The sequence below is a fragment of the Streptomyces sp. NPDC002386 genome (assembly GCF_053593175.1).
On record NZ_JBSFBX010000004.1, the window covers coordinates 224,712 to 245,908 of the forward strand.

Annotated in this window: 18 protein-coding genes and 5 tRNA genes; 8 read left to right on the forward strand and 15 right to left on the reverse strand. The window is 73.7% G+C overall.

The features are described from left to right. The first annotated feature begins 45 nt into the window (after positions 1–45). From ACWCPN_RS10665 to ACWCPN_RS10685, 5 genes are all read left to right on the forward strand, one after another. Positions 46–118, forward strand: a tRNA-Gly gene (locus ACWCPN_RS10665). Positions 119–156: 38 nt separating this feature from the next. Beyond that, positions 157–230: transfer RNA gene (locus ACWCPN_RS10670), tRNA-Cys, on the forward strand. A gap of 1 nt (position 231) precedes the next feature. Then, positions 232–303 (forward strand) — tRNA-Val (locus ACWCPN_RS10675). A 36-nt stretch (positions 304–339) separates the two neighbouring features. Then, positions 340–411, forward strand: a tRNA-Val gene (locus ACWCPN_RS10680). Between the two features lie 29 nt (positions 412–440). After that, a tRNA-Val gene (locus tag ACWCPN_RS10685) sits at positions 441–512 on the forward strand. Positions 513–569: 57 nt separating this feature from the next. On the opposite strand, the gene ACWCPN_RS10690 is transcribed toward ACWCPN_RS10685, so the two are convergent. The 3 genes from ACWCPN_RS10690 to ACWCPN_RS10700 form a co-directional block, all read right to left on the reverse strand. Continuing rightward, complete coding sequence (locus ACWCPN_RS10690; RefSeq protein WP_451204180.1) at positions 570–863, reverse strand: TFIIB-type zinc ribbon-containing protein; 294 nt, start codon at positions 861–863, stop codon at positions 570–572. Between the two features lie 80 nt (positions 864–943). Further along, the gene (locus ACWCPN_RS10695; RefSeq protein WP_451204182.1) at positions 944–1,891 is read right to left on the reverse strand and encodes a phosphotransferase family protein; all 948 of its coding nucleotides are present in this window, start codon (positions 1,889–1,891) and stop codon (positions 944–946) included. Positions 1,892–2,453: 562 nt separating this feature from the next. Continuing rightward, positions 2,454–2,630: a hypothetical protein gene (locus ACWCPN_RS10700; RefSeq protein ID WP_199209825.1), complete on the reverse strand. Its 177-nt coding sequence runs from the start codon at positions 2,628–2,630 to the stop codon at positions 2,454–2,456. Between the two features lie 624 nt (positions 2,631–3,254). Between ACWCPN_RS10700 and ACWCPN_RS10705 the strand changes: the two genes are divergently transcribed. Continuing rightward, positions 3,255–4,637 carry a protein kinase domain-containing protein gene (locus tag ACWCPN_RS10705; protein WP_451204185.1) on the forward strand — a complete coding sequence of 461 codons (1,383 nt, stop codon included), beginning with the start codon at positions 3,255–3,257 and terminating at the stop codon, positions 4,635–4,637. A 123-nt stretch (positions 4,638–4,760) separates the two neighbouring features. Here ACWCPN_RS10705 and ACWCPN_RS10710 read toward each other — a convergent pair whose 3' ends face one another. The 10 genes from ACWCPN_RS10710 to ACWCPN_RS10755 all read right to left on the reverse strand — a co-directional run bounded on the left by ACWCPN_RS10710 (position 4,761) and on the right by ACWCPN_RS10755 (position 19,271). Next, the gene (locus ACWCPN_RS10710; protein WP_451204187.1) at positions 4,761–6,491 is read right to left on the reverse strand and encodes a RecQ family ATP-dependent DNA helicase; all 1,731 of its coding nucleotides are present in this window, start codon (positions 6,489–6,491) and stop codon (positions 4,761–4,763) included. Positions 6,492–6,638: 147 nt separating this feature from the next. Beyond that, positions 6,639–7,448: a TrmH family RNA methyltransferase gene (locus ACWCPN_RS10715; protein ID WP_451204189.1), complete on the reverse strand. Its 810-nt coding sequence runs from the start codon at positions 7,446–7,448 to the stop codon at positions 6,639–6,641. A 91-nt stretch (positions 7,449–7,539) separates the two neighbouring features. Next, positions 7,540–8,772 carry a uroporphyrinogen-III C-methyltransferase gene (gene cobA / locus ACWCPN_RS10720; RefSeq protein WP_451204191.1) on the reverse strand — a complete coding sequence of 411 codons (1,233 nt, stop codon included), beginning with the start codon at positions 8,770–8,772 and terminating at the stop codon, positions 7,540–7,542. Between the two features lie 137 nt (positions 8,773–8,909). Then, entirely contained in the window at positions 8,910–12,968 is a 4,059-nt protein-coding gene (gene cobT / locus ACWCPN_RS10725) for a nicotinate-nucleotide--dimethylbenzimidazole phosphoribosyltransferase (RefSeq protein WP_451204193.1), read from the reverse strand. Positions 12,969–13,363: 395 nt separating this feature from the next. Next, positions 13,364–14,587 carry a precorrin-6y C5,15-methyltransferase (decarboxylating) subunit CbiE gene (cbiE, locus tag ACWCPN_RS10730; protein WP_451204195.1) on the reverse strand — a complete coding sequence of 408 codons (1,224 nt, stop codon included), beginning with the start codon at positions 14,585–14,587 and terminating at the stop codon, positions 13,364–13,366. 129 nt (positions 14,588–14,716) lie between these two features. Further along, on the reverse strand, positions 14,717–15,355 hold the full coding sequence (locus ACWCPN_RS10735) for a GNAT family N-acetyltransferase (RefSeq protein WP_392294434.1): 639 nt from the start codon (positions 15,353–15,355) through the stop codon (positions 14,717–14,719). A gap of 163 nt (positions 15,356–15,518) precedes the next feature. Further along, complete coding sequence (locus ACWCPN_RS10740) at positions 15,519–16,352, reverse strand: MetQ/NlpA family ABC transporter substrate-binding protein (protein ID WP_451204198.1); 834 nt, start codon at positions 16,350–16,352, stop codon at positions 15,519–15,521. 71 nt (positions 16,353–16,423) lie between these two features. Further along, the gene (locus ACWCPN_RS10745) at positions 16,424–17,161 is read right to left on the reverse strand and encodes a methionine ABC transporter permease MetI (protein ID WP_199209831.1); all 738 of its coding nucleotides are present in this window, start codon (positions 17,159–17,161) and stop codon (positions 16,424–16,426) included. After that, entirely contained in the window at positions 17,158–18,201 is a 1,044-nt protein-coding gene (locus tag ACWCPN_RS10750) for a methionine ABC transporter ATP-binding protein (RefSeq protein WP_451204200.1), read from the reverse strand. Before ACWCPN_RS10750 ends, ACWCPN_RS10745 begins: the two co-directional genes overlap by 4 nt. A gap of 419 nt (positions 18,202–18,620) precedes the next feature. Next, positions 18,621–19,271, reverse strand: coding sequence for an HAD family hydrolase (locus tag ACWCPN_RS10755; RefSeq protein WP_365122780.1), 651 nt, complete (start codon positions 19,269–19,271; stop codon positions 18,621–18,623). Positions 19,272–19,340: 69 nt separating this feature from the next. Between ACWCPN_RS10755 and ACWCPN_RS10760 the strand changes: the two genes are divergently transcribed. Together ACWCPN_RS10760 and ACWCPN_RS10765 are read left to right on the forward strand one after the other, a co-directional pair. Continuing rightward, positions 19,341–19,700, forward strand: a complete 360-nt coding sequence (locus ACWCPN_RS10760) for a hypothetical protein (protein ID WP_199209834.1) — start codon at positions 19,341–19,343, stop codon at positions 19,698–19,700. A gap of 1 nt (position 19,701) precedes the next feature. After that, positions 19,702–20,121 (forward strand): hypothetical protein, encoded by a 420-nt coding sequence (locus ACWCPN_RS10765; RefSeq protein ID WP_365122775.1) that lies wholly within the window; start codon positions 19,702–19,704, stop codon positions 20,119–20,121. Here ACWCPN_RS10765 and ACWCPN_RS10770 read toward each other — a convergent pair. Both ACWCPN_RS10770 and ACWCPN_RS10775 read right to left on the reverse strand, forming a co-directional pair. Continuing rightward, positions 20,111–20,608, reverse strand: a complete 498-nt coding sequence (locus tag ACWCPN_RS10770) for a GNAT family N-acetyltransferase (RefSeq protein ID WP_199209836.1) — start codon at positions 20,606–20,608, stop codon at positions 20,111–20,113. The genes ACWCPN_RS10765 and ACWCPN_RS10770 overlap by 11 nt on opposite strands. A gap of 45 nt (positions 20,609–20,653) precedes the next feature. After that, a complete protein-coding gene (locus ACWCPN_RS10775) occupies positions 20,654–21,160 on the reverse strand; it encodes a sigma-70 family RNA polymerase sigma factor (RefSeq protein ID WP_451204202.1) in 507 nt (168 codons plus the stop codon). Positions 21,161–21,197: the final 37 nt, after the last annotated feature.

Genomic DNA, 21,197 nt, shown 5'->3' on the forward strand with positions numbered 1-21,197 from the left:
GAGTTCAACACGTCGCCGGGACGCGAGAGCGGACCGAAACGACAGGCGGACGTAGCTCAGTTGGTAGAGCGCAACCTTGCCAAGGTTGAGGTCGCGAGTTCGAGCCTCGTCGTCCGCTCGAAGGAAGAAGGGGTCATCCCGATCCCCTACACTCCTGGTGGAGTGGCCGAGAGGCGAGGCAACGGCCTGCAAAGCCGTCTACACGGGTTCAAATCCCGTCTCCACCTCCAAGGACGATTAGCTCAGCGGGAGAGCGCTTCCCTGACACGGAAGAGGTCACTGGTTCAATCCCAGTATCGTCCACTGGTTCCGCCGGCTCGTACGGCAGGGCCCGAACCCGCGCGATTAGCTCAGCGGGAGAGCGCTTCCCTGACACGGAAGAGGTCACTGGTTCAATCCCAGTATCGCGCACTGTCTGTGACTCACGGGTCACAGCCCGCGGACGATTAGCTCAGCGGGAGAGCGCTTCCCTGACACGGAAGAGGTCACTGGTTCAATCCCAGTATCGTCCACACAGCAAGAAGCCCCCGGCCGTCTCGTACGGCCGGGGGCTTCTTCGTGGTCCGGGCTCAGCTGGAGAACAGCATGTGGCCGAAGCTCTTGTGGCGGTGGTGACCGCCGTAGTGGCCGCCGTGGTGGCCACCGCCGTGCGGCGCGCCCCAGGCGGGAGCGGACGGCGCCGGGTACGCCTGCGGGGCGGCCGGGGGCGGGGGCGCCGGCTGGGACCACTGGGACTCCAGGCGGGTCAGCGACTCCAGCTCGCCGTAGTCGAGGAATATGCCGCGGCAGCCGCTGCACTGCTCGATCTGGACGCCGTTGCGGTTGTAGGTGTGCATCGGCGCATGGCACTTCGGACACTGCATGGTCGGCTCAACTCCTCGCCGGTAGGTCCTGCTTCGTGTTTCCCCAGGACAGACTCCGTGCGGCCCCGGTCGGTTGCACCCTACGCCGGGAAACCGGGCTTCAACTGGCGGGGTACGGGACTCATTCGGGCACAGGCGTCGACCAGGGCCTGCTCCACCTCGTCCAGCGGGCGGCCGGCGGCGATCGCCTTGGTGAGGGCGCGGGCCGCGGTCTGCGCGGTGAGCGCGCGGGCGGGGACGTCCAGAGCGGGCCAGGGGTCGCCGTCCGCCGGTACGGCGGGGCCGCCGGCCTCGCGGTAGGCGGCCAGGAACCGGGCCCACTCGTCGGGCGGGAGCAGGCCGCAGGCGTACCAGGCGGCGGGGCGGGCGAGATCCCAGGCCGGGACGCCGAGGCCGAGGTCGTCCACGTCGATCAGCCGCCAGGGGCCGTCGGGCGCCGGGTGCCGCACGAGCTGGCCGAGGTGCAGGTCGCCGTGGCAGAGGGCGGGGGTGCCGGGCATGGGGGCCTCCGCGCGGGCCCAGGCGGGGAGCGCGGCCCAGGCGCGGAGGACGGGGGTTCCGGCCGGATGCGGGGCGGCACCCAGGGACGCGCGCAGGCGGGCGATGGCGTGGGCGGCTTTGAGCGGGCCGCGCATCGGGGGTGGGGAGACGCCGTCACCGGGGGCCGTTCGGTGCAGGCGCGCGAGGAGGGTGGCGGCCGCCTCCCAGGGGGCGGCGTCGGGGTCGTCCGGGTCGACGGGGGCGCCGTACGGCCAGAGGGTGACGAGGCGGTCGTGCAGGACTGTGGCGGCGGTGGTGAGCGGGGGCAGGAGGACGTCCGGGACGCGGGCCGCGGCGGCCAGGCGGAGGGTGAGGCCGGCGGCGTCGGTGTCCGGGGCGTGGGCCTTGGCGACGATGCCGGCGTGGCGGACGACGGTGGCGTCGGGGCGGTCGGCGAGGGTTGCGCCCGGGCAGGGGCAGGGGGCTCCGCGGGGGTGGGGGTGGGCGGCGGCGACGGCCTCTTGGGCCAGGGCGGTCAGGAGGGTCACGGCGTTGCTTCGGCCTCGGGGGTGTTGGAGTGCGCGGGGTGAGCGTACGCCTGGGGTGGGCGGAGCTGGGGTGGTGGGCGGCGTCCTGGGCTCGGTGGGGTCGGGATGGGCGGTGCTGGGAGGTGGGCCGTGCCGTTGCCGGCCGCAGGGTGTTTCGCTCACCCGCGCTTGCGGGGTGCCTCCCCCACCGCCCACCCGTGCCGCCCCTGGCGGCACGCATGCCCGCGGCTACGCGGGCCCGGTACCCGAAGCCGGGTGGCCCACGTGCCCGAAGCCGGGCGGGGCGGATGCTGCCCGAAGCCGGGCGGGCGGATGCCTGCTGCTGGGCGGGGCGCCGGCCGCCGCCACGCGGGGCCTGGTGCGCGCCCGCAGTCCAGTGGGGCGGTGCTCGTAGCCGGGGCGGGGAACGGCGCAATGCCTGCGCGGGTCGGGGAACGGCGTAATGCCGGCGCAGCTCCCCAGCTGCGCCGGCATTTGTGCCGTCCGCCGCACCCCCGTCCCCACGGGGTTTCATGGATGGATGTCCCCGCCCGGACCGCTCTTCCGGGCCTGGGGTCGCCGCTCAGCGCCCCAGCATCACACCCACGGACGACGCCTGTGTGGCCACCGTCTCCCAGCCGTCGAAGACGAGCAGGAGCAGGGCCGCCAGGGGGAGGGCCATGAGCGTCGCCACCATCGGGTGGCGACGGCCCGTGCGGCGGGGGGCGAACGTGGTGCGCCGTGGTGCCGTGTGGGCCATGGTCCCTCTCCTGACCGTCTCTGTCTCACTGGATCCTGTGCCAGCAGCGGCGGGTGTCTGACCTCGGGGGACGAGTGCTGCCACCCGCCGCTTGACCTCAAATCTAGGCGCGCGGCGCGGGGCGGGCGTCATGCCCTCGTACCGATTGGCGGGCCTCCCGGAGGATGAGCGACGACCGGCGGAGTACTCCCCTGGGTGGAGACATGAACCTGACTCTCGGGGTCTTCCCGGAGGGGGCGTCCGCTGTGTCCCGTCATGTCCGGACCCGCCGGTGCGTCACTTCGAGTGAGTTCGATCACTTCCTCCGTTTCCGGGCGGTCGGCGGCGGGTGTCCTGATCGTCCGGTGGCCGGCCCCGCCGGGCGCGGTCCGGTCCGGGCGCGGGTGCCGCGTCCCGGCCGCCGGGGACTGCGCCGGGTCGCGGCGACCCCGGTCAACACACCTGTGACAAGGCCGGATTGGGGGCGTCCCGGCCTCAATGCCCCCGACGGGGACGGCTTCCTGACCTTGCCTCACCTCGCCCGTCCGAGGTGGACAATCCCTCGGGCCGAGAGGGCGCGGCCTATGCGCGCGGGCGGCCGTGGAAACGTAAGCTGTGCCACGTCACAGGGACCGGGCAGCGGGGATGAACATGGCGATGATGCGCCTGAGGCGCGAGGACCCGCGCGTCGTCGGCTCGTTCAGGCTTCACCGACGGCTCGGCGCGGGCGGGATGGGCGTGGTCTACCTCGGCTCCGACAAGAAGGGGCAGCGGGTCGCGCTCAAGGTGATCCGGCCCGATCTGGCGGAGGACCAGGAGTTCCGGTCGCGCTTCGCCCGCGAGGTCTCGGCGGCCCGGCGGATCAGGGGCGGCTGCACGGCCCGGCTGGTCGCCGCGGACCTGGAGGCCGAGCGGCCCTGGTTCGCCACGCAGTACGTGCCCGGACCCTCCCTGCACGACAAGGTCGCCGACGACGGCCCGCTCGGCGCGGCCGACGCGGCGGCGATCGGCGCGGCCCTGTCCGAGGGGCTGGTCGCCGTGCACGAGGCCGGCGTCGTGCACCGGGACCTGAAGCCGTCCAACATCCTGCTGTCCCCGAAGGGGCCACGGATCATCGACTTCGGCATCGCCTGGGCCACCGGGGCCTCCACGCTCACCCACGTCGGAACGGCGGTCGGCTCGCCGGGCTTCCTCGCCCCCGAGCAGGTGCGCGGCGCCGCCGTGACCCCGGCGACCGACGTGTTCTCGCTGGGGGCGACGCTGGCCTACGCGTCGACCGGCGACTCGCCGTTCGGGCAGGGCAGTTCCGAGGTGATGCTGTACCGCGTGGTGCACGAGGAGCCGCAGCTGCACGGTGTGCCGGACGCCCTCGCCCCGCTGGTCCGGGCCTGTCTGGCCAAGGACCCCGACGACCGCCCGAGCACGCTGCAACTCTCGCTCCGGCTCAAGGAGATCGCCGCCCGCGAGGCACAGGGCCTGGCCGACGTACGGCCGCCCGGGCCTCGCACCGCGGAGGCGGACCTGCCGACCGGCCGGCTCGTCGACACCTACCCCGAGCAGCAGCGCGCCCAGCGGCGCACGGCTCCCGGCACTCCGGTGCCGCGCGGGAACACGCCCGCCAGGGGCGGTGCGGCCGCCCGCGGCGGCAGCGCTCCGCGGAGCGGCGGGGTGGCCTCACGGCCGGGCGCGGCCCGGTCCACCCCGCCCCCGCGCGGCGGCGGCCCGCGCTCCGGCAGCCGGCCCGCTCCGCGCAGCGGTACCGGGCGGCCGGCGCCGCGCCCGACGGGAAGCCGGCTGCGGCCGGCCAATCCGCGGCTGCTGCGGCAGCGGCTGTTCGTGTTCGTCGTGGTGACGCTGCTGGTCGCGCTCGGCATCGCGGTCGCGCAGGGCTGCCAGGGTCCGGCGCGCGGTCTGGGCGACGACGGGCGGCGGCAGCAGCACGCGCAGCCGGACCCGCGGGCGGCGACCGGCGAGGAGCCGGTGCCGCATACCCACGGGGTGCGCCTGGAGGCAGGGACCCCTGCGTAAGAGGCCGTGTGCCGAACGGCGGTCCATGCCCCGGGTCTGGCACGGACGCGACTTCGAACGCCTCCGTCCGGGCGCGCGCGAGCCGGGTGTGGGCGCGAGACGCGCCGACGGTGCGGGGGGGGGTCAGCCCGTCGTCGCGACGGGCGAAACCGGCGTCAGCAGGCCCCGGGCCTGGACGGTGGGGAGGGACAGCGTGCGATAGCCCACGCTCTCGAAGAGAACCGTGATCCTGTTCCCCTCCTCGCTCATCACCTCGCCCTCACCCCACGCGCTGTGCCCCACCCGCGTCCCGGGCGGGAAGGCGCCGTCGGCCGCCACGGGTTCCAGCGGGTCCGGGCCCGTACCGGACAGGATGTCTCCCGGCCGTGCGGGATCGTCCCTCAACTCCCGTGCACGGGTGCATGTGTCGCAGCCCGCGCATTCGCCGTCCGCCAGGCTCTCACCGAAGTACCCGAGCATGTGCCGCCGGCGACAGCCGTTCGTCTCCGCGAACGCCCGCATCATCTCCACCCGGGAACGCTCCAGGTCGACTCGGGCGGAAGCGATCCGCATCGCCTCGCGGACGCACACGTCCCGCCGCGCCCCGGGCACGGCGCGAACACCGCCGCGCTTCTCCGTCGTCACGGCTCCCGCTTCTTCCAACAGGTGCAGCATCGACGTCAGCGGCGTCTGGGACAGGCCGGTGCGTTCGCGCAGAGCTGTGGCCGTGACCGGTCCCCGGTGCTCGCGCACCGCGTCGATCAGCCCGCCCAGCGCCTCCGGGTCGGGGGCGGCGCCGGTCCGGAACCGCTGGACGCCGAGATCCTCGGGCCGGTACGCGAGGATCGCCGTCGACGGTTCTCCGTCGCGACCCGCCCGGCCGATCTCCTGGTAGTAGGTATCGAGGGAACCCGGCACCGATGCGTGCAGCACGAAGCGGATGTTCGGCTTGTCGATGCCCATCCCGAACGCGGAGGTGGCGACGACCACGTCGAGTTCGCCGTCCCGGAAGCGGTCGTGCGTCCGGCTGCGCTCGGCCGCCGGCAGGCCCGCGTGGTAGGCGGCGCTGTCGAACCCGAGCGCGGACAGCTCCCGCGCGTACTCCTCGGTCTCCCGCCGCGTTCCCGCGTAGACGATGCCCGGTTTGGCCTCGGCGGCGGCCCGTTCCACCACCCACCGGCGCTTCTCCGCGTTCTGCCGGTGCCGCACGACCTCCAGCGTGATGTTGCGGCGGTCGAACCCGGCGACCACCTCGTGCACCTCGTGCATGCCGAGCCGCTCCACGATGTCCGCCCGCACGGGAGCCGCCGCGCTGGCGGTGAGGGCGAGGAGCGGAGGCCGGCCGATGCGCTCGCGCACATGGCACAGGGACAGGTAGTCGGGCCGGAAGTCGTATCCCCAGGTGGACACGCAGTGTGCCTCGTCGACGACCATCAGCGCGGGAGCGGCCGCGGCGATCTGTTCCACCACCTCGTCCTTCGCGAGCTGCTCGGGCGAGACGAACAGGAAGTCCAGACTGCCCTCGCGTACGCGCTCCCACACGGCCTCGTTGTCACTCGCGCGTTGCGCGGAGTTGACGGCCGAGGCGTCGAACGCCTCGATGCCGGAGAGATGGGCGACCTGGTCACGCTGGAGCGCTATCAGGGGCGAGACCACGACGGTCGGCCCGTCCAGCAGCACGCCCGGCACCTGGTACACGGCGGACTTCCCCGCACCCGTCGGCATCACCACGATGGTGTCGCGGCCCTCTATCACGGCCGTCATGGCGGCGAGCTGGGGCGGGCGCAGACTCTCCCAGCCGAACACCTCACGGGCACAGCGGTGCAGGCGCCTGCCGAGTGATCTGGTCTTGAGGGATCCGACCTTGACGCGCATGGCACTCCTGACGCCGCTCTCCAGTGGGTTCGGCGCTCGTGTACCCCCGGAAGGCACGAAAAACGGGCCGCTCGCGGGGAGATGCCGTTCCGTGTCCTGGACCCGCCTCCCGCGGGACGGCGCCCGCCTCCGGTCCTCCGCGGTCGGTCAGGACCTCTGACGAGTGGCGTAGAAGGCCACCGCGGCGGCCGCGCCGACGTTCAGGGAGTCGACGCCGTGGGCCATTGGGATGCGCACCCACTCGTCGGCGGCGGCCAGCGCCTTCGCGGACAGGCCGTCACCCTCGGCGCCGAGCATCAGGGCCACCCGGTCCATGCGGTGCGGGGCGACCTCGTCGAGGGTGCGGGCCTTGGCCTCGGGGGTGAGCGCGAGGAGGGCGAAGCCGGCCTCGCGGACCGGGTCCAGGCCCTTGGGCCAGGTCTCCAGGCGGGCGTAGGGCACGGAGAAGACCGCGCCCATCGAGACCTTCACGCTCCGCCGGTACAGCGGGTCGGCGCAGTCGGGTGAGAGCAGCACCGCGTCCATGCCGAGGGCGGCCGCGGAACGGAAGATCGCGCCGATGTTGGTGTGGTCGTTGACCGCCTCCATGACCACGACCCGCCGGGCGCTCCGCAGCAGTTCCGCCGTCGTCGGCAGCGGCTTGCGCTGCATGGAGGCGAGGGCGCCGCGGTGCACGTGGTAACCGGTGACCCGCTCGGCCAGGTCCGGGGTGACCGCGTACACCGGCGCCCGCGTGTCGTCGATGACGTCCCGCATGGCGTCGATCCACTTGGCCGAGAGCAGCATGGACCGCATCTCGTACCCGGCGTCCTTGGCCCTTCGGATGACCTTCTCGCCCTCGGCGATGAACAGGCCCTCGGCGGGCTCGCGCCTGCGGCGCAGCTCGACGTCGGTCAGGCCCGTGTAGTCACGCAGGCGCGGGTCGTCGGGGTCCTCGATGGTGATGAGCTCGGCCACGGGGTGATACTGCCTTGTCCTGGGGTGGGTCGGTTGCCGGCGGCGGGGAAGAGGGCGGGACGCCCCGGGTGCTGCTTCGGGTCGTGCCTGGTCAGACCGCGGGTTCGGGGCCCACGTTCACGACCTCGCCCACGACGATGACCGCCGGGGACCTGACGTCCTCGGCGCGTACGGTCTCGGCGACCGTGGCGAGGGTGGCGTCGACGCGGCGCTGCGCGGCCGTCGTGCCCTCCTGGACGAGGGCGACGGGGGTCTGCGGCGGCCTGCCGTGCGCGACGAGCGTGTCGGCGATCTTCCCGATCTTGTCGACGCCCATCAGGATCACCAGCGTGCCGGTCAGCCGGGCCAGGGACGGCCAGTCGACCAGGGAGCGCTCGTCGTCGGGGGCGACATGGCCGCTGACCACGGTGAACTCGTGGGCCACGCCCCGGTGGGTGACCGGGATGCCGGCCGCGCCGGGCACGGAGATGGAGCTGGAGATGCCGGGCACGACCGTGCACGGGATGCCGGCCTCGGCGAGCGCCTGGACCTCCTCCATGCCGCGGCCGAAGACGAACGGGTCGCCGCCCTTGAGCCGGACCACCGACCTGCCCTGCCTGGCGTGCTCGATCAGGGCGTTGTTGATGGCCTCCTGGGCCATGTAGCGGCCGTAGGGGATCTTCGCCGCGTCGATGACCTCGACGTGCGGCGGGAGTTCGGCGAGCAGGTCGCGGGGGCCCAGGCGGTCGGCGATGACCACGTCGGCCTCGGCGAGCAGACGGCGGCCCCGCACGGTTATCAGGTCCGGGTCACCGGGGCCGCCGCCGACCAGCGCGACCCCGGGGGTGCGGGTGCGGTGGTGCGGGGCGACGAGCGTGCCGTCGCGCAGGCCCTCGACCACCGCGTCGCGGACGGCCGCCGTGTGCCGGGGGTCGCGGCCGCGGGCGTCGGTGGTGAGGACGGCCACCGTGACGCCCTCGCTGTGTCCGGTCGCCGGGGTCCAGGCGGTCGCCTGGTCGGCGTCGTCGGAGCGTACGCACCAGACGCGGTTGCGCTCCGCCTCGGCGGAGGCGGCGGCGTTGGTCTCGGCGTCGCTGGTGGCGATGAGGACGTACCAGGCCTGCGCGAGGTCGCCCTCGGCGTACGGCCTGCGCTGCCAGATGATCTCGCCGCCGTCGGCCATGGCCTCGACGGAGGGCGTGGCCTCCGGGGAGACGAGGACGATGTCGGCGCCTGCCGCGATCAGCGCAGGGAGGCGGCGCTGGGCGACCTGTCCGCCGCCGAGGACGACCACGCGGCGGCCGGAGAGGCGGAGGCCTACGGGGTAGGCGGGATGTTCGGCCATGAGGGAGGGCTCCTCGTGCAGCTCTGCGATGGGCGCGCCGCGGCGTTGGAGCGGCCCTGACGTGCGGATTTTAAGACGTGGGAGCGAACGGGGCACGGGCGGTCCGGCAGCTGAACACCGGACCGCCCGCGGGGCCGCTACTTCTCCGTGACGCCCGCCGAGTCGAACGTGGCCACCTCGTGCATCGCGCGGGCGGTGCTCTGGACCAGGGGCAGGGCCAGCAGGGCGCCGGTGCCCTCGCCGAGGCGGAGGTCGAGGTCGACCAGGGGGCGCAGGCCCAGCTTGTTGAGCGCCGCCACATGGCCGGGCTCGGCGCTGCGGTGGCCGGCGATGCAGGCCGCGAGGACCTCGGGGGCGATCGCGCGGGCGACCAGGGCCGCCGCGCCGGCGCTGACGCCGTCCAGGATCACCGGCGTCCGCAGCGAGGCGCCGCCGAGGAGCAGGCCGACCAGGGCCGCGTGCTCGAAGCCGCCGAGCGCCGACAGGACGCCGATCGGGTCGGCCGGGTCCGGCTGGTGCAGTTCCAGGGCGCGGCGGACGACCTCGGTCTTGCGGGCCAGCGTCTCGTCGTTGATGCCGGTGCCCCGGCCGGTGACCTCGGCCGGGTCGGCGCCGGTGTACACCGAGATCAGCGCGGCGGACGCGGTGGTGTTGGCGATGCCCATCTCACCGGTGAGCAGCGCCTTGTTGCCGGCCGCCACCAGGTCGCGGGCGGTCTCGATGCCGACCTCGATGGCGGCCTTGGCCTCCTCGCGGGTCATCGCCGGGCCGGTGGTCATGTCGGAGGTGCCGCCGCGGATCTTGCGGGGCAGCAGTCCGGGCGTGGCCGGCAGGTCGGCGGCCACACCGACGTCCACGACGCACACCTCGGCGCCGACCTGGCCGGCGAAGGCGTTGCACACCGCTCCCCCGCCGAGGAAGTTCGCCACCATCTGCGCGGTGACCTCCTGCGGCCAGGGGGTCACGCCCTGGGCGTGCACCCCGTGGTCGCCGGCGAAGATCGCGACGGCCGCGGGCTCCGGGATCGGCGGCGGGCACTGCCGGGACAGCCCGGACAGCTGGGCGGAGATGATCTCCAGCATGCCGAGCGCGCCGGCCGGCTTGGTCATGCGCTTCTGACGCTCCCAGGCCTCGCCGAGGGCCTTGGCGTCGAGCGGGCGGATCTGTGCGACGGTCTCGGCAAGCAGGTCGTGGGGTTCCTCTCCGGGCAGGGCGCGGCGGCCGTACGTCTCCTCGTGCACCACCCAGGACAGCGGGCGCCGCTTGGACCAGCCGGCCTGCATCAGCTCGGGTTCGTCCGGGAACTCGTCGACGTATCCGACGCACAGGTAGGCGATGACCTCGAGGTGCTCGGGCAGGCCGAGGGCGCGGACCATCTCGCGCTCGTCGAAGAAGCTGACCCAGCCGACGCCGAGGCCCTCGGCGCGCGCGGCGAGCCACAGGTTCTCCACCGCGAGCGCGGCGGAGTACGGGGCCATCTGCGGCTGGGTGTGCCGGCCCAGGGTGTGGCGGCCGCCGCGGGTGGGGTCGGCGGTGACGACGATGTTCACCGGGGTGTCGAGGATGGCCTCGATCTTCAGTTCCTTGAACTGCTTGGCCCGGCCCTTGGGCAGCGACTTGGCGTAGGCGTCCCGCTGGCGCATGGCGAGTTCGTGCATGGCCCGCCGGGTGTCGGCGGAGCGGATGACCACGAAGTCCCAGGGCTGGGAGTGGCCCACGGAGGGCGCCGTGTGGGCGGCTTCCAGGACGCGCAGCAGCACCTCGTGCGGGATCGGGTCACCGCGGAAGCCGTTGCGGATGTCGCGGCGTTCGCGCATCACCTTCAGGACGGCCTCGCGCTCGGCGTCGTCGTAGGCGGGCGCGGCGGGTCCGGCGGACCGTCTCGGCTCCTCCACCGCGGCCGTGCCCTCCTCCTGGTCGGCGGCCGTGGTCAGCAGGTCCTCCGCGTGCTGTACGACGTCGGGCTGTACGACGGCGGGAGCGGCGTCGGCGTCCTGCGCGACCGGTGCCGCGACGGGCTCGGCCTCGCGGGGCGCGGGCACGGTGGCCACGGGCTCCGGCTGGTCCTGGGCGGGCAGCACGACGGGGTGCGGCGGGGTGGGGGCCAGGTGCGGGGTGGTCGGCACCTGGCCGTCCACGGGAACGAACTCGCCGAGCGGCTGCTCGGGGTGCGGCTGCAGCGGCACGGCGGAGGGCAGGGGCTCGGCCGGCGCGGCCGGGTCCCGCTCTCCGGCGGGCGCGGGCGGCGCCCCGGCTTCGGCGGCGACCGGTGCGGGCGTTGCCTCGACGGTCGCCGGCCCGGCGGACGTCTGCTCGGCGGGCACCGGCTCGACGGGCTGCTGCTGCGGGCCGGAGGGCACGCCGGGGCCGGTGGTCGGGGCCGGCATGCCGTCGGTGGCGGCCGGAACGGCGCCGTCCTCGGCGGGCTGGACCTGGGGCTGCTCCTCGACGGCCTGGGGCTGCTGCGGGGCGGTCGCCGCGTCGCCGTCCTCGGCGGCGGGCACGGTGAGCTGCGGGTCCTGCGCCTGCGGGACGGCGGGCGCGGCTGCCTCGGTGACCGGCGGGGCGGTCTCGGCCTCGGGCGCCGGGGCGCCGGACTGGGCGGCCGGGGCCGCTTCGGCGCCGTGCGCCGGCTCGGGGGCCTGGACCGGGTCGGGAGTCCGGGGCGGCTCGGGGACCCGGTCCGGCTCGGACGCCTGTGCCTGCTCGGGTGCCGGCAGCGGCTCCACGGCGGGGGCGGGTGCGGCGGCCTCGGCCGCTACGGGCACGGCGGAGGGGATCCCGACCGGCGCGGCGGGCTGGTCCTCGGCGGGCGCCTCGACCGCGTCGGGCACCTCGAGGGGAGCTGCGGCCTGCGCGGCGACGGCTTCGGCCGGCTGAACCGCTTCGGCCGGCTCGGTGCCGCCCTGAGGCGTGGCGGCGGCGGCCTCCGCCACCGGATCGGCACCGGGTGCGGAAACGGCGTCGGCGGCTTCCGGGACGGCGCCGGACGCCACGTCCACGTCCGGGGCGTCCCCGGCGGGCAGTGCCTCGGCGGCGACCGGGGCGTTCTCCTCCGGCTGGAGGGGTTCGGCGGCGACCGGGGCGTTCTCCCCCGGCTGGAGGGGTTCGGCGGCCTCGGCCGGTACCGCGGGCGCGGGCGCGGGCGGCGCCTCGGGGTCCTCCGCGGCCTGCGCCGGCGTGCCCGGAGCGGCCTGGTCCGCGAGGTCGGCGGCGTGCGGACCCGCGACCGGCTGTCCGGGCTCGGCGCCCTGCACCGCTTCCGCGGCCTCGGCCTCGGACACCGCTCCGTCGGTCTCCGCCACCGGCGGTGCCTCCACCACGGGCGGCTCGTCCGCACCGGCGCCGGACGCGGCCTGCGGTTCCTGGCCGGCGTCCGTCGGCAGCGGACCGCCCTGGGCCTCCTGCCCCTGGTCCGCCGCGGCGACGTACACCCCGTCGTGACCGAGCGCGGGCTGGACCCCGTCGTGACCGTGCACATCCTGGGCCACGGCGTCGTCCTGGGGCTCCTCGGCGGGTGCCTGCGCGGCCACCTGGGTGGTGAGGCGGGCCACCGCGGCCTGGGCGGCGCCGGCGACCGGCTCGGGCCCGGCGGCCGGAGCAACCGTTTCCGCAGCCGGGACCTGGGCGTCGACCTGGGCCACGGCGGCGGGCGCGGCGCCCCAGGGGGCCGCGCTCTGCGGGGCCACGCCGGGCAGGGCCTGGACGTCGAGGTACTCGAGCCCGGTCGTGGCAGGGCCGGAATGCCGGACCGGCGCTCCGGCGGGGCCGCGGTCGGCGAGGGAGCGGACCGGGCTGGCGGAGGCGTCGGGGATCGGCGGACCGAGGTGCAGCGGCCGGCGCTGCTGCTGGGGCGCCGCCGTCGCGTCGTGGGGGGCCGAGAGGATGGGGGAAGGGGGTACGGACGCCGGACCCGAGTCGGGCAGCCGGACGCCGCTGAGGTCGACGGAGCCGCTGTCCCGGCCGGCCGTCTCGTGCGGACCCGGCTCGTGGAAGGTCTCGACGACCGGTTCCGGCGCGGGCGGCGGAACCTCGTTGCCCCAGGCGCCCTGAGCACCCGGCAGCAGCAGGTCTTCGTCCTCGGCGGGAAGCTCGGAGAGGTAGGTGTACGCGCCGTGCGCGGGGACGCCCGGCTGCTCCACCATGCCTGCGCTCTCCGGCTGTCCCTCGGCCGGGACCTGCCCGGTGTCGGTCATGCGTACCCCTCGCCCATCGGTTAGTGCTTCTCTACGACCAGCTCACCCGGAACGGCGCACCGACCGCCCCGTAGTCAAGAACGAGCGTGCGTGCCCAGCGGCACGAACGACCGCCCGGAAAAGGCGACAAAGCCATTCAGTGGCATTGTCCCGGCCGTTCCGCCGTCGCGACAGCATGATCCGCGACAGCCCGCTGTGGACTGCGCCACGTTGCGCGTCCTCGGGTTCTGCCGTACCACACCCACCCCAAAACGGGCGCGCTTTCCGGACATTGATGAACGAAGCTCCGGGCCACCGGTACGGCACAACGATCGGCCAGCCTACCGCGCGCGGTACGACAACAGGATCACGGGGCGCGATCGGCCGGGCCCGTCCCGTCGTCCGGCCGCCGCCCGTCAGCGAGGCGCTTCGCGCCGCTGGATCTCCCCCGTGAGCAGGAACGCGACGTTCCGCTCGGTCTCCGTCCAGGCCCTGGTGTCCAGTTCGACGGACTGCAGCAGGGCGCACTCGACCCGGTACCCGTGCTCGGTCAGGCCGCGCCCGACGAGTTCGGCCTCGTCGCGGGTGGCGGCGTGGGTGACGATGCGCTGCGGCCGGCGGTCGGCGACCGCGGAGACCACGGCCGCTCCCCCGCCGCCCACGCGGACGACGTCGGGTTCGGGCAGGTTCTCGAGGACGTGCGGGGCGGCGCCGTGGACCACTTGGAGCTGGACGCCGAAGCGGCGCGCGGCCGCCTCGGTCCGGGCGCAGGCGTCGGGCAGCCGGTCGACGGCGATGACGGCGGCTCCGGCGCGCGCGGCCTCGGTGGCCAACGCGCCGCTGCCGCAGCCGATGTCCCAGACGAGGTCACCGACGCGGGGGCCGAGGCGGGCGAGTTGGGCGGCCCGCAGCAGCTGGGTCTCGCCCTCGCCGAGGTCACCGGGCGCGCCGTACTCCTCGTCCGGCCGCACCCAGCCGCGCGGCCCGGCGCCCGGGTCGCGGCCGGCGATCCAGCCGCCGTCCCCGGCCGTCGTCGCCCGGCCGCCGACGACGATGACGACGTTGGGGTCGCGCCAGGTGTGGTCGGCGGCCTTGTCGGACGTGACGACGGTGACCTGTTCGCGTGCGGTGCCGAGTTCCTCGCAGATGACGAAGGTCCGGTGCACTCCCTCCATCAGGAGGCCGAGTTCGGCGGGGCCGGCGCCCGGTGAGGTGAGGACGGCGACCTTGGTGTGGGCCCGGCACACGTTGACGGCGCGGCGCAGGGTGCGGGGATGGGCGACGACCACCTGGGCGTCGTCCCAGGGCATGCCGGCGCGGGCGAAGGCGGCGGCCACGGAGGAGACGGCGGGGACGACCTCGACCTCCAGCCCGAACTCCGGTGCGCGCAGGGTCCGTACGACGCCGAAGAAACCGGGGTCGCCGTCGGCCAGCACGACCGCGGTGCCGCGGTGCGCGGCGACGCGGCGGGCGGCGAGGGCGACGCTGCCGAGGCGGACGCGTTCGGCGGCGGGCGGGATCTCGGGGAGCTCCAGGTGGTGGGCCGCGCCCGCCACGAGCGTGGCGGCACCGAGGGCGGCGCGTGCCGCTTCGGTCGGCGGCGAGCCGTCCCAGCCGATCACCGTGACCCGGTCGGCCATCGTCGTCAGTCTCCGTTTTCGCAGGTCGTCTGGGGTACGGGGCCCTGAGTGGGCTCCGTGAGCGTACCCGGTGAAGCCGGCGGACGCGCGGTGGGGGCGGTGCGGAGCGTGCGCACGGCCCCGGTGGGGTCAGTTCCAGTCGGCGTAGGAGCTGAAACCCCCGGTGTCGGCGAACTGCTCGTCGCCGCCTTCGAGGTCTTCCGGCAGCAGGCTCCAGACGATGAAGTCGGTACGGCTGTCGGTCCAGGTGCCGTCCGCGGTGCGGACGTGGGCTATGCAGGCGTTGCGCAGCACGCCCTCGCTGATGCAGCCGATCTTCTGGGCGACCTGCTGGGAGGCGGTGTTGTCGGCGGCCGTGCGCAGCTCGATGCGCTCGAACTTCTGGTCGCCGAAGAGCCAGTGGGCGGTGGCGAGCGCGGCCTCGGACGCGTAGCCCTCGCCGCGGGCCCAGGGCGCGATGATGTACGACAGCTCGGTGGCGCGGACGTGCCAGTTGGTCCTGGTCAGCTGGACGATGCCGACCAGGCGCTGGGTGAGGAACTCGGTGACCGCGAGGTCCAGGCCCCGGCCCGCGGCGCGTTCGGCGGGCGCGTACGCGGTGATCCAGTGCCGGGCGCCGTTCTCGGTGAACGGCTGCGGTACGTCGGTCCAGGCGGCGACCTGCTCGTCGTTCATCATCTCGGCCATCGCGGGCACGTCGTCCTCGTCGAGGGGCCGCAGCACCAACCGCTCCGTGCTGATGGAGATGTTGGGGAAGGTGCTACTCATGCGCCGCTCCGTAACCTTCGGAAGAACCTGCAGGGGCTGCTGAACTGCCCAGCATGCAGCATGAAAGCACCGAATCGCACAACGGGGCCCTCCCCCACGGCCCGAAAGGCGTGGGGGTACCCCACCATGTGGGGAAGCGGGCCCCGTGCGTGGCGATATGGGCTCAGAAGGACGGGATGACCGAGCCCTGGTACTTGTCCTCGATGAACTTCTTCACCTCGGGCGAGGTCAGCAGCTTGGCGAGCTTCTTGACCCGGGGGTCCTTCTCGTTGCCTTCCTCGACCGCGAGGAAGTTGCCGTACGGGCTGTTCTTCGCGGACTCCAGGACCAGCGCCTCCTTGGCGGGCTTGATGCCGGAGGAGATGGCGTAGTTGCCGTTGATCACCGCGGCGTCCACGTCGTCCAGGGAGCGTGCGGTCTGGGCCGCCTCGACCTCCTTGAACTGGAGCTTCTTCGGGTTCTTGGTGATGTCCCGCGGGGTGGCCTCGGTGCCGACGCCGTCCTTGAGGGTGATGAGCCCGTTGGCGGCGAGCAGCTTCAGGGCACGGGCCTCGTTGACGGCGTCGTTCGGGACGGCGACGGTCGCACCGCTCTTCAGGGCGTCGGCCTTCTTGACCTTGTGGGAGTAGAGGCCGAGCGGCTCCAGGTGCACCGTGACGACGGGGGCGATGTGGGTGCCGCGCTTCTTGTTGAAGTCGTCGAGGTACGGCTGGTTCTGGAAGTAGTTGGCGTCCACCGAGCCGTCCTCGGTCGCCGTGTTCGGCGTGATGTAGTCGGTGAACTCCTTGACCTCCAGGTCGAGTCCCGCCTTCTTCGCCAGGTTCTGCTTGACGAAGTTCAGGATCTCGGCGTGCGGGGTCGGGCTCGCGGCGACGACCAGCGGGCCGCTGTAGTCGGAGGAGCCGGCGGAGTCCTTGCCGGAGCCGCAGGCGCTGAGCCCGAGGGTGAGGGCTCCGACGGCGAGGACGGCGGTGGTGAGCTTGGCGGTGTTACGCACGAAAAGTGCCTTTCCTTAAGGGTGGTGCGGCCCCGTGATGGGTGCACGGGGAGTTCGGGGGGCGGTGGCGCTCAGGCGACCTCGGTGACGTCGGCGGCCGCGGGCTCCTTCGCCTTGAGCAGGCGGAGCCTCGGCGCGGGGCCGGAGCGGGTGCCGCGGTGGTGCAGGGCGCGGGCCGCGAAGTCGCCGGCGAACTGGATGAGGGAGATGACCACGGCGAGGATCGCCACGATCACCCACATCAGGCCGGTCTCGAAGCGCTGGTAGCCGTAGCGGACGGCGAGGTCGCCGAGGCCGCCGGCGCCGACGGTGCCCGCCATGGCGGAGTAGCCGATGAGGGCGACGAGGGTGGTGGTCGCGGAGGCGATCAGCGAGGGCAGGGCCTCCGGCACCAGGACCTTGCGGACGATGGTGAGGGTGTTGCCGCCCATGGACTGCACGGCTTCGACGAGCCCGCCGTCCACTTCGCGGACGGCCGTCTCGACGAGGCGCGCGAAGAACGGGATGGCGCCGATGGCCAGCGGCACGATGGCCGCGTCACGGCCGATGCTGGTGCCGGTGACCCACCGGGTGAAGCTGGTCAGGGCGACCATGAGGATGATGAACGGCATGGAGCGGGTGATGTTCACGACCTGCCCGAGGACCTTGTTCACCACGACGTTCTGCAGCAGCCCGCCGCGCTCGCTGAGCACGAGCAGGATGCCCAGCGGCAGACCGCCGGCGATGGCTATGAGCGTGGACCAGCCCACCATGTAGGCGGTGTTCCAGCACTCCGGTTCCAGCAGCGACCACATCTCGGACCAGGTCACTTCGCACCCTCCTTCACCAGCACGGGCTCCTGGCCCTCGTGGCCGACGACGTCGATCTGCAGGCCCTGCTCGCGCAGGAATCCGACCGGCACCACGTTGTCCTCGTAGCGGCCGGGCAGCTCGATGCGCATACGGCCGATCTGGAGTCCGCCGACGGTGTCGATGGCGGCACCGAGGATCGAGATGTCGATGTTGTAGGTGCGCGAGAGCTGGGAGATGACCGGCTGGGTGGCGGCCTCGCCGTGGAAGGTGACGTCCAGGACGGTCCGGTCGGCGCCGGAGGCCTCGCCCCCGACCGGGAAGAGGGCGGAGGCCAGTTCGGAGCCGGGGGTGGCCAGCAGCTCGCTGACCGTGCCGGACTCCACGATCCGGCCCTTGTCCATGAGGGCGGCGGAGTCGCAGATCGACTTCACGACGTCCATCTCGTGGGTGATGAGCAGGACGGTCAGGCCGAGCTGCCGGTTCAGGTCGCGCAGCAGCTGGAGGATCGAGCGGGTGGTCTCCGGGTCGAGGGCGCTGGTCGCCTCGTCGGAGAGCAGCACCTTGGGGTCCCCGGCCAGGGCGCGGGCGATGCCGACGCGCTGCTTCTGGCCGCCGGAGAGCTGGGCGGGGTGGGCCTTCGCCTTGTCGGCGAGGCCGACCAGGTCCAGCAGTTCCAGGGCCTTGCGGGAGCGCTCCTTGCCGGACTTGCCGAGGATCTCCAGCGGCAGCTCGACGTTGTCCTGCACGGTCCGGGTGGAGAGCAGGTTGAAGTGCTGGAAGACCATGCCGATCCGGCTGCGCGCCCGGCGCAGTTCCCGGCCGGCCCGCGGGCCGTGTCCGGCGAGGGCGGTGAGGTCCTGTCCGGCGACGGTCACGGTGCCGGCGGTGGGGCGCTCCAGCAGGTTGACGCAGCGGATGAGCGAGGACTTTCCGGCGCCGGACTGGCCGATGACGCCGTAGACCTCGCCCTCGCGGACGTGGAGATCGACGCCGTCGAGGGCGGTGACCTCGCGGCCGCGGGAGCGGTAGACCTTGGTCAGGCCCGATGTGGTGATCACTGGGATTCCGTCACTGTCGAGTGCGCGGGCGTGGGTGTGCCCGGGCACGGGTGCATTCGTTGCATTCGGTCAGGGACGCGGCACGGTTCTCGCTGTGGCGATGGAACCGGGGAGAACATCGTGTGCGCGGCGGGCTCCCCATGCCGTTCGGGGCAGTGGGGATGGCGTCAGTCCGCGGTGCCGCGACGGCGGCGGGGACTGGCCACGGCTCTCGCTTCGGGGCGCGAGGCTCAGGTGGTGCGGGGGCCCTCTAGAAGGCGCACATTCGACACATACAGCGAGCACCGGGCGGCATGGTCGCCTCGGTCGCGGGGATGCGGCTGCTCGTCGTGGTCATGCGATCAGTAAACCAGAGGGACGGTGCTGACCGGCGACCGCCGTCCGCATAGTGGACAGCGATGGACAGTGAGGGGACGCGCTCAGCCGCGGACGGAGATCTCCACTCCCTCGTCGGTGACCAGTGCGGACAAGGCCGAGAGGTCCCCGACCACCAGGTCGGCCCGGAGTTCGGCGGCCCGGTGGGTTGTGGTCAACGCCACGGTGGTCATGCCGGCGGCGCGGCCCGCCTGGAGTCCGGCGGGCGCGTCCTCGAAGACCACGCAGTGGGCCGGGTCCACGCCGAGCTGCCGGGCCGCCAGCAGGTAGGGCTCGGGGTCGGGCTTGCCGCGGGTGATGTCGTCGGCGGCGACGAACGTCTTCGGCAGGATGCCGACCGCGTTCAGCCGCGCCTCCGCGAGCCGCCGGGTGGCGGAGGTCACGACGGCCCAGCGGTCGGCGGGCAGCGAGTCGAGGAAGTCCCGCGTCCCGGGCAGCAGCCGCACCCCTCCGCCCGGCACGTCCTCCACCTCCAGCTGCTCGACCCGCGCGACCGCCTCCGGGACGAGGCGGGCGGGCAGCAGGTCGGCGACTATCTCCGCCGCGGGCCGCCCGTGCAGCTCCACGCGCCCGAACTCCTCGGCCGTGATCCCGTACTCCCGCGCCCAGCGCGTCCAGCAGCGCTCGACGGATTCGAGGGAGGAGACGAGGGTGCCGTCGTTGTCGAACAGGAGGGCTTGTGCGTGGATCGTCATGGTCTAGACCCTACGGCGTACGACGGGGTCGGCGGCGGCGGGCCGTTTCCGCCGTAATAGGGTCACCGCATGCTCAATGCCCTGACGCTGGTGACCGGGCTCACCGCGCTGCTGCTCGCCGCCTGGTGCGGCTGGGCCGCCTACCGGGACCAGCCGACCAAGGACTGGCACTTCATCGGCATGGCCGTGGTGTCCCTGCTGGCCGTGGTCCAGCTGGTCGTCGGGGTCGTGCTGCTGGCGCGGGGCGAGAAGCCGGAGCAGGGCACGGCGATCTTCGTGGCGTATCTGCTGGGCGCGTTCGCCTGCGTGCCGGCGGCGGGCTTCATGTCGCTGGCCGAGCGGACCCGCTGGGGCTCGGTGACGGTGGCCGCCGGCGGTGTGGTCCTCGCCGTGCTGGAGGTGCGGCTGTATGACATCTGGGGAGCCTGAGATGACGGCGGTTCAGGAGAAGCGGGACCGGCTGATCAGCGGTCCGGGCATGCTGCTGGTCTGGTTCTACGGCGTGATGGTCGTCGGGGCGGTGTCGCGCTCGGTGTACCAGATCGCCACGGACTTCGACCGGGCACCGCTGGCCTACTCGCTGTCGGCGGTGGCCGGCCTGGTGTACGGGTTCATCACGTACTCGCTGGTGCGGGGCGGGGAGACGGCCCGCAGGGCGGCACTGGTGTGCTGTGCCGCCGAGCTCGCGGGCGTGCTGATCGTGGGTACCTGGACCCTGGTCGACCCCTCCGCCTTCCCGGACGCGACCGTGTGGTCCGACTACGGCATGGGGTACGTCTTCATCCCGGTGCTGCTGCCGCTGTCGGCGATGTACTGGCTGCGCAGGTCGCGCGAGCGCGTCACGCGGTAGCCGCGTAGGTACCGGCCCGCTTCTCCAGGACGATCAGCTCCACACCGTCGGCGCCCGTGGACCGGCCCACCGTCTCGTAGCCGACTCGGCGGTACAGCCGGAGGTTGCCCTCGCTGCGGTGCCCGGTGTGGAGGCGGAAGCGGGTGGCGCCGCGCTGCTCGGACAGCGCCGTCTCGGCCGCGCGCAGCAGCCGCGCGCCGATGCCGTGGCCCTGGAGCCGCGGGTGGACACAGAGCTTGCCGATGGCGGCCGCGCCGTCCTCGGTCACCTTGCCGCGCACCGAGCCGACCACCTCCTCGCCGAGCCGTGCGACGAACACGCAGTCGGCGACGACCTCCTGACGGACGGAGTCGAGGCTCTGCACGAGCGGGTCGATGCGGTAGTTGCCGTACAGCGCCGCCTCGCCCTGGAAGCACAGGTACTGGAGTCTGAAGATCTGCTCCACGTCCTGCTCGGTCGCCACCGAGATGGTCACGCTCATGCCCATGTGCGCACGCCTCCCGCTCACCTGATCGCCGGTTGTCCCACACTCCTATCCCCGTGCTTCGCGGGCCGCAACCTCCGGCGCGAGCAATCGCCGCAGACATCCCAGACATCTGGAGCGTTCCGGTCCGAGGCTGCCCTGTGAGATACCCAACTCCCCGGCGATTTCCCGGTATGTCGGGTCCTTCGGCGAGAGCAGCGCCGCCAGCAGCCGGGGGCAGCGCCCGGGCAGTGCGCGGACCGCTTCCCGCAGGGCGCGGTGCCGGGCGGCGGTGAGGGCGGACTGCTCCGGACCGGGGCGCGCGTCGTCGGCCGGTTCGGCCGCGTACGGCCGCTCGCGCCGGGCGGTACGGCGGCCGCGGCGGGCCTCGGCGCGCACCGCGCCGCGCAGCCAGCGGTGCGGGTCGGGCGGCGGGCCGGCGGCCGCCAGGCGCTCCAGGAGCCGCAGCCAGACGGCCTGTTCCAGGTCGGCCGGGTCGCTCCCGGCCGCCTGCGCCTCGGCCGACGCCTCGGCGGTGAGCAGGGGGCCCAGGGCGGCCACCAGGTCGTGCGTCATGTGCGGAACGACGCGCCGCCCCGGTGCCGGGTTCCGG

What these genes read in the sequence shown, in the direction of transcription:
- ACWCPN_RS10690 (WP_451204180.1), bottom strand. Translation starts at nt 863, where the DNA reads ATGCAGTGTCCGAAGTGCCATGCGCCGATGCACACCTACAACCGCAAC.
- ACWCPN_RS10700 (WP_199209825.1), bottom strand. Translation starts at nt 2,630, where the DNA reads ATGGCCCACACGGCACCACGGCGCACCACGTTCGCCCCCCGCCGCACG.
- ACWCPN_RS10705 (WP_451204185.1), top strand. Translation starts at nt 3,255, where the DNA reads ATGAACATGGCGATGATGCGCCTGAGGCGCGAGGACCCGCGCGTCGTC.
- ACWCPN_RS10710 (WP_451204187.1), bottom strand. Translation starts at nt 6,491, where the DNA reads ATGCGCGTCAAGGTCGGATCCCTCAAGACCAGATCACTCGGCAGGCGC.
- cobA (WP_451204191.1), bottom strand. Translation starts at nt 8,772, where the DNA reads ATGGCCGAACATCCCGCCTACCCCGTAGGCCTCCGCCTCTCCGGCCGC.
- cobT (WP_451204193.1), bottom strand. Translation starts at nt 12,968, where the DNA reads ATGACCGACACCGGGCAGGTCCCGGCCGAGGGACAGCCGGAGAGCGCA.
- cbiE (WP_451204195.1), bottom strand. Translation starts at nt 14,587, where the DNA reads ATGGCCGACCGGGTCACGGTGATCGGCTGGGACGGCTCGCCGCCGACC.
- ACWCPN_RS10735 (WP_392294434.1), bottom strand. Translation starts at nt 15,355, where the DNA reads ATGAGTAGCACCTTCCCCAACATCTCCATCAGCACGGAGCGGTTGGTG.
- ACWCPN_RS10755 (WP_365122780.1), bottom strand. Translation starts at nt 19,271, where the DNA reads ATGACGATCCACGCACAAGCCCTCCTGTTCGACAACGACGGCACCCTC.
- ACWCPN_RS10760 (WP_199209834.1), top strand. Translation starts at nt 19,341, where the DNA reads ATGCTCAATGCCCTGACGCTGGTGACCGGGCTCACCGCGCTGCTGCTC.
- ACWCPN_RS10765 (WP_365122775.1), top strand. Translation starts at nt 19,702, where the DNA reads ATGACGGCGGTTCAGGAGAAGCGGGACCGGCTGATCAGCGGTCCGGGC.
- ACWCPN_RS10770 (WP_199209836.1), bottom strand. Translation starts at nt 20,608, where the DNA reads ATGGGCATGAGCGTGACCATCTCGGTGGCGACCGAGCAGGACGTGGAG.
- ACWCPN_RS10775 (WP_451204202.1), bottom strand. Translation starts at nt 21,160, where the DNA reads ATGACGCACGACCTGGTGGCCGCCCTGGGCCCCCTGCTCACCGCCGAG.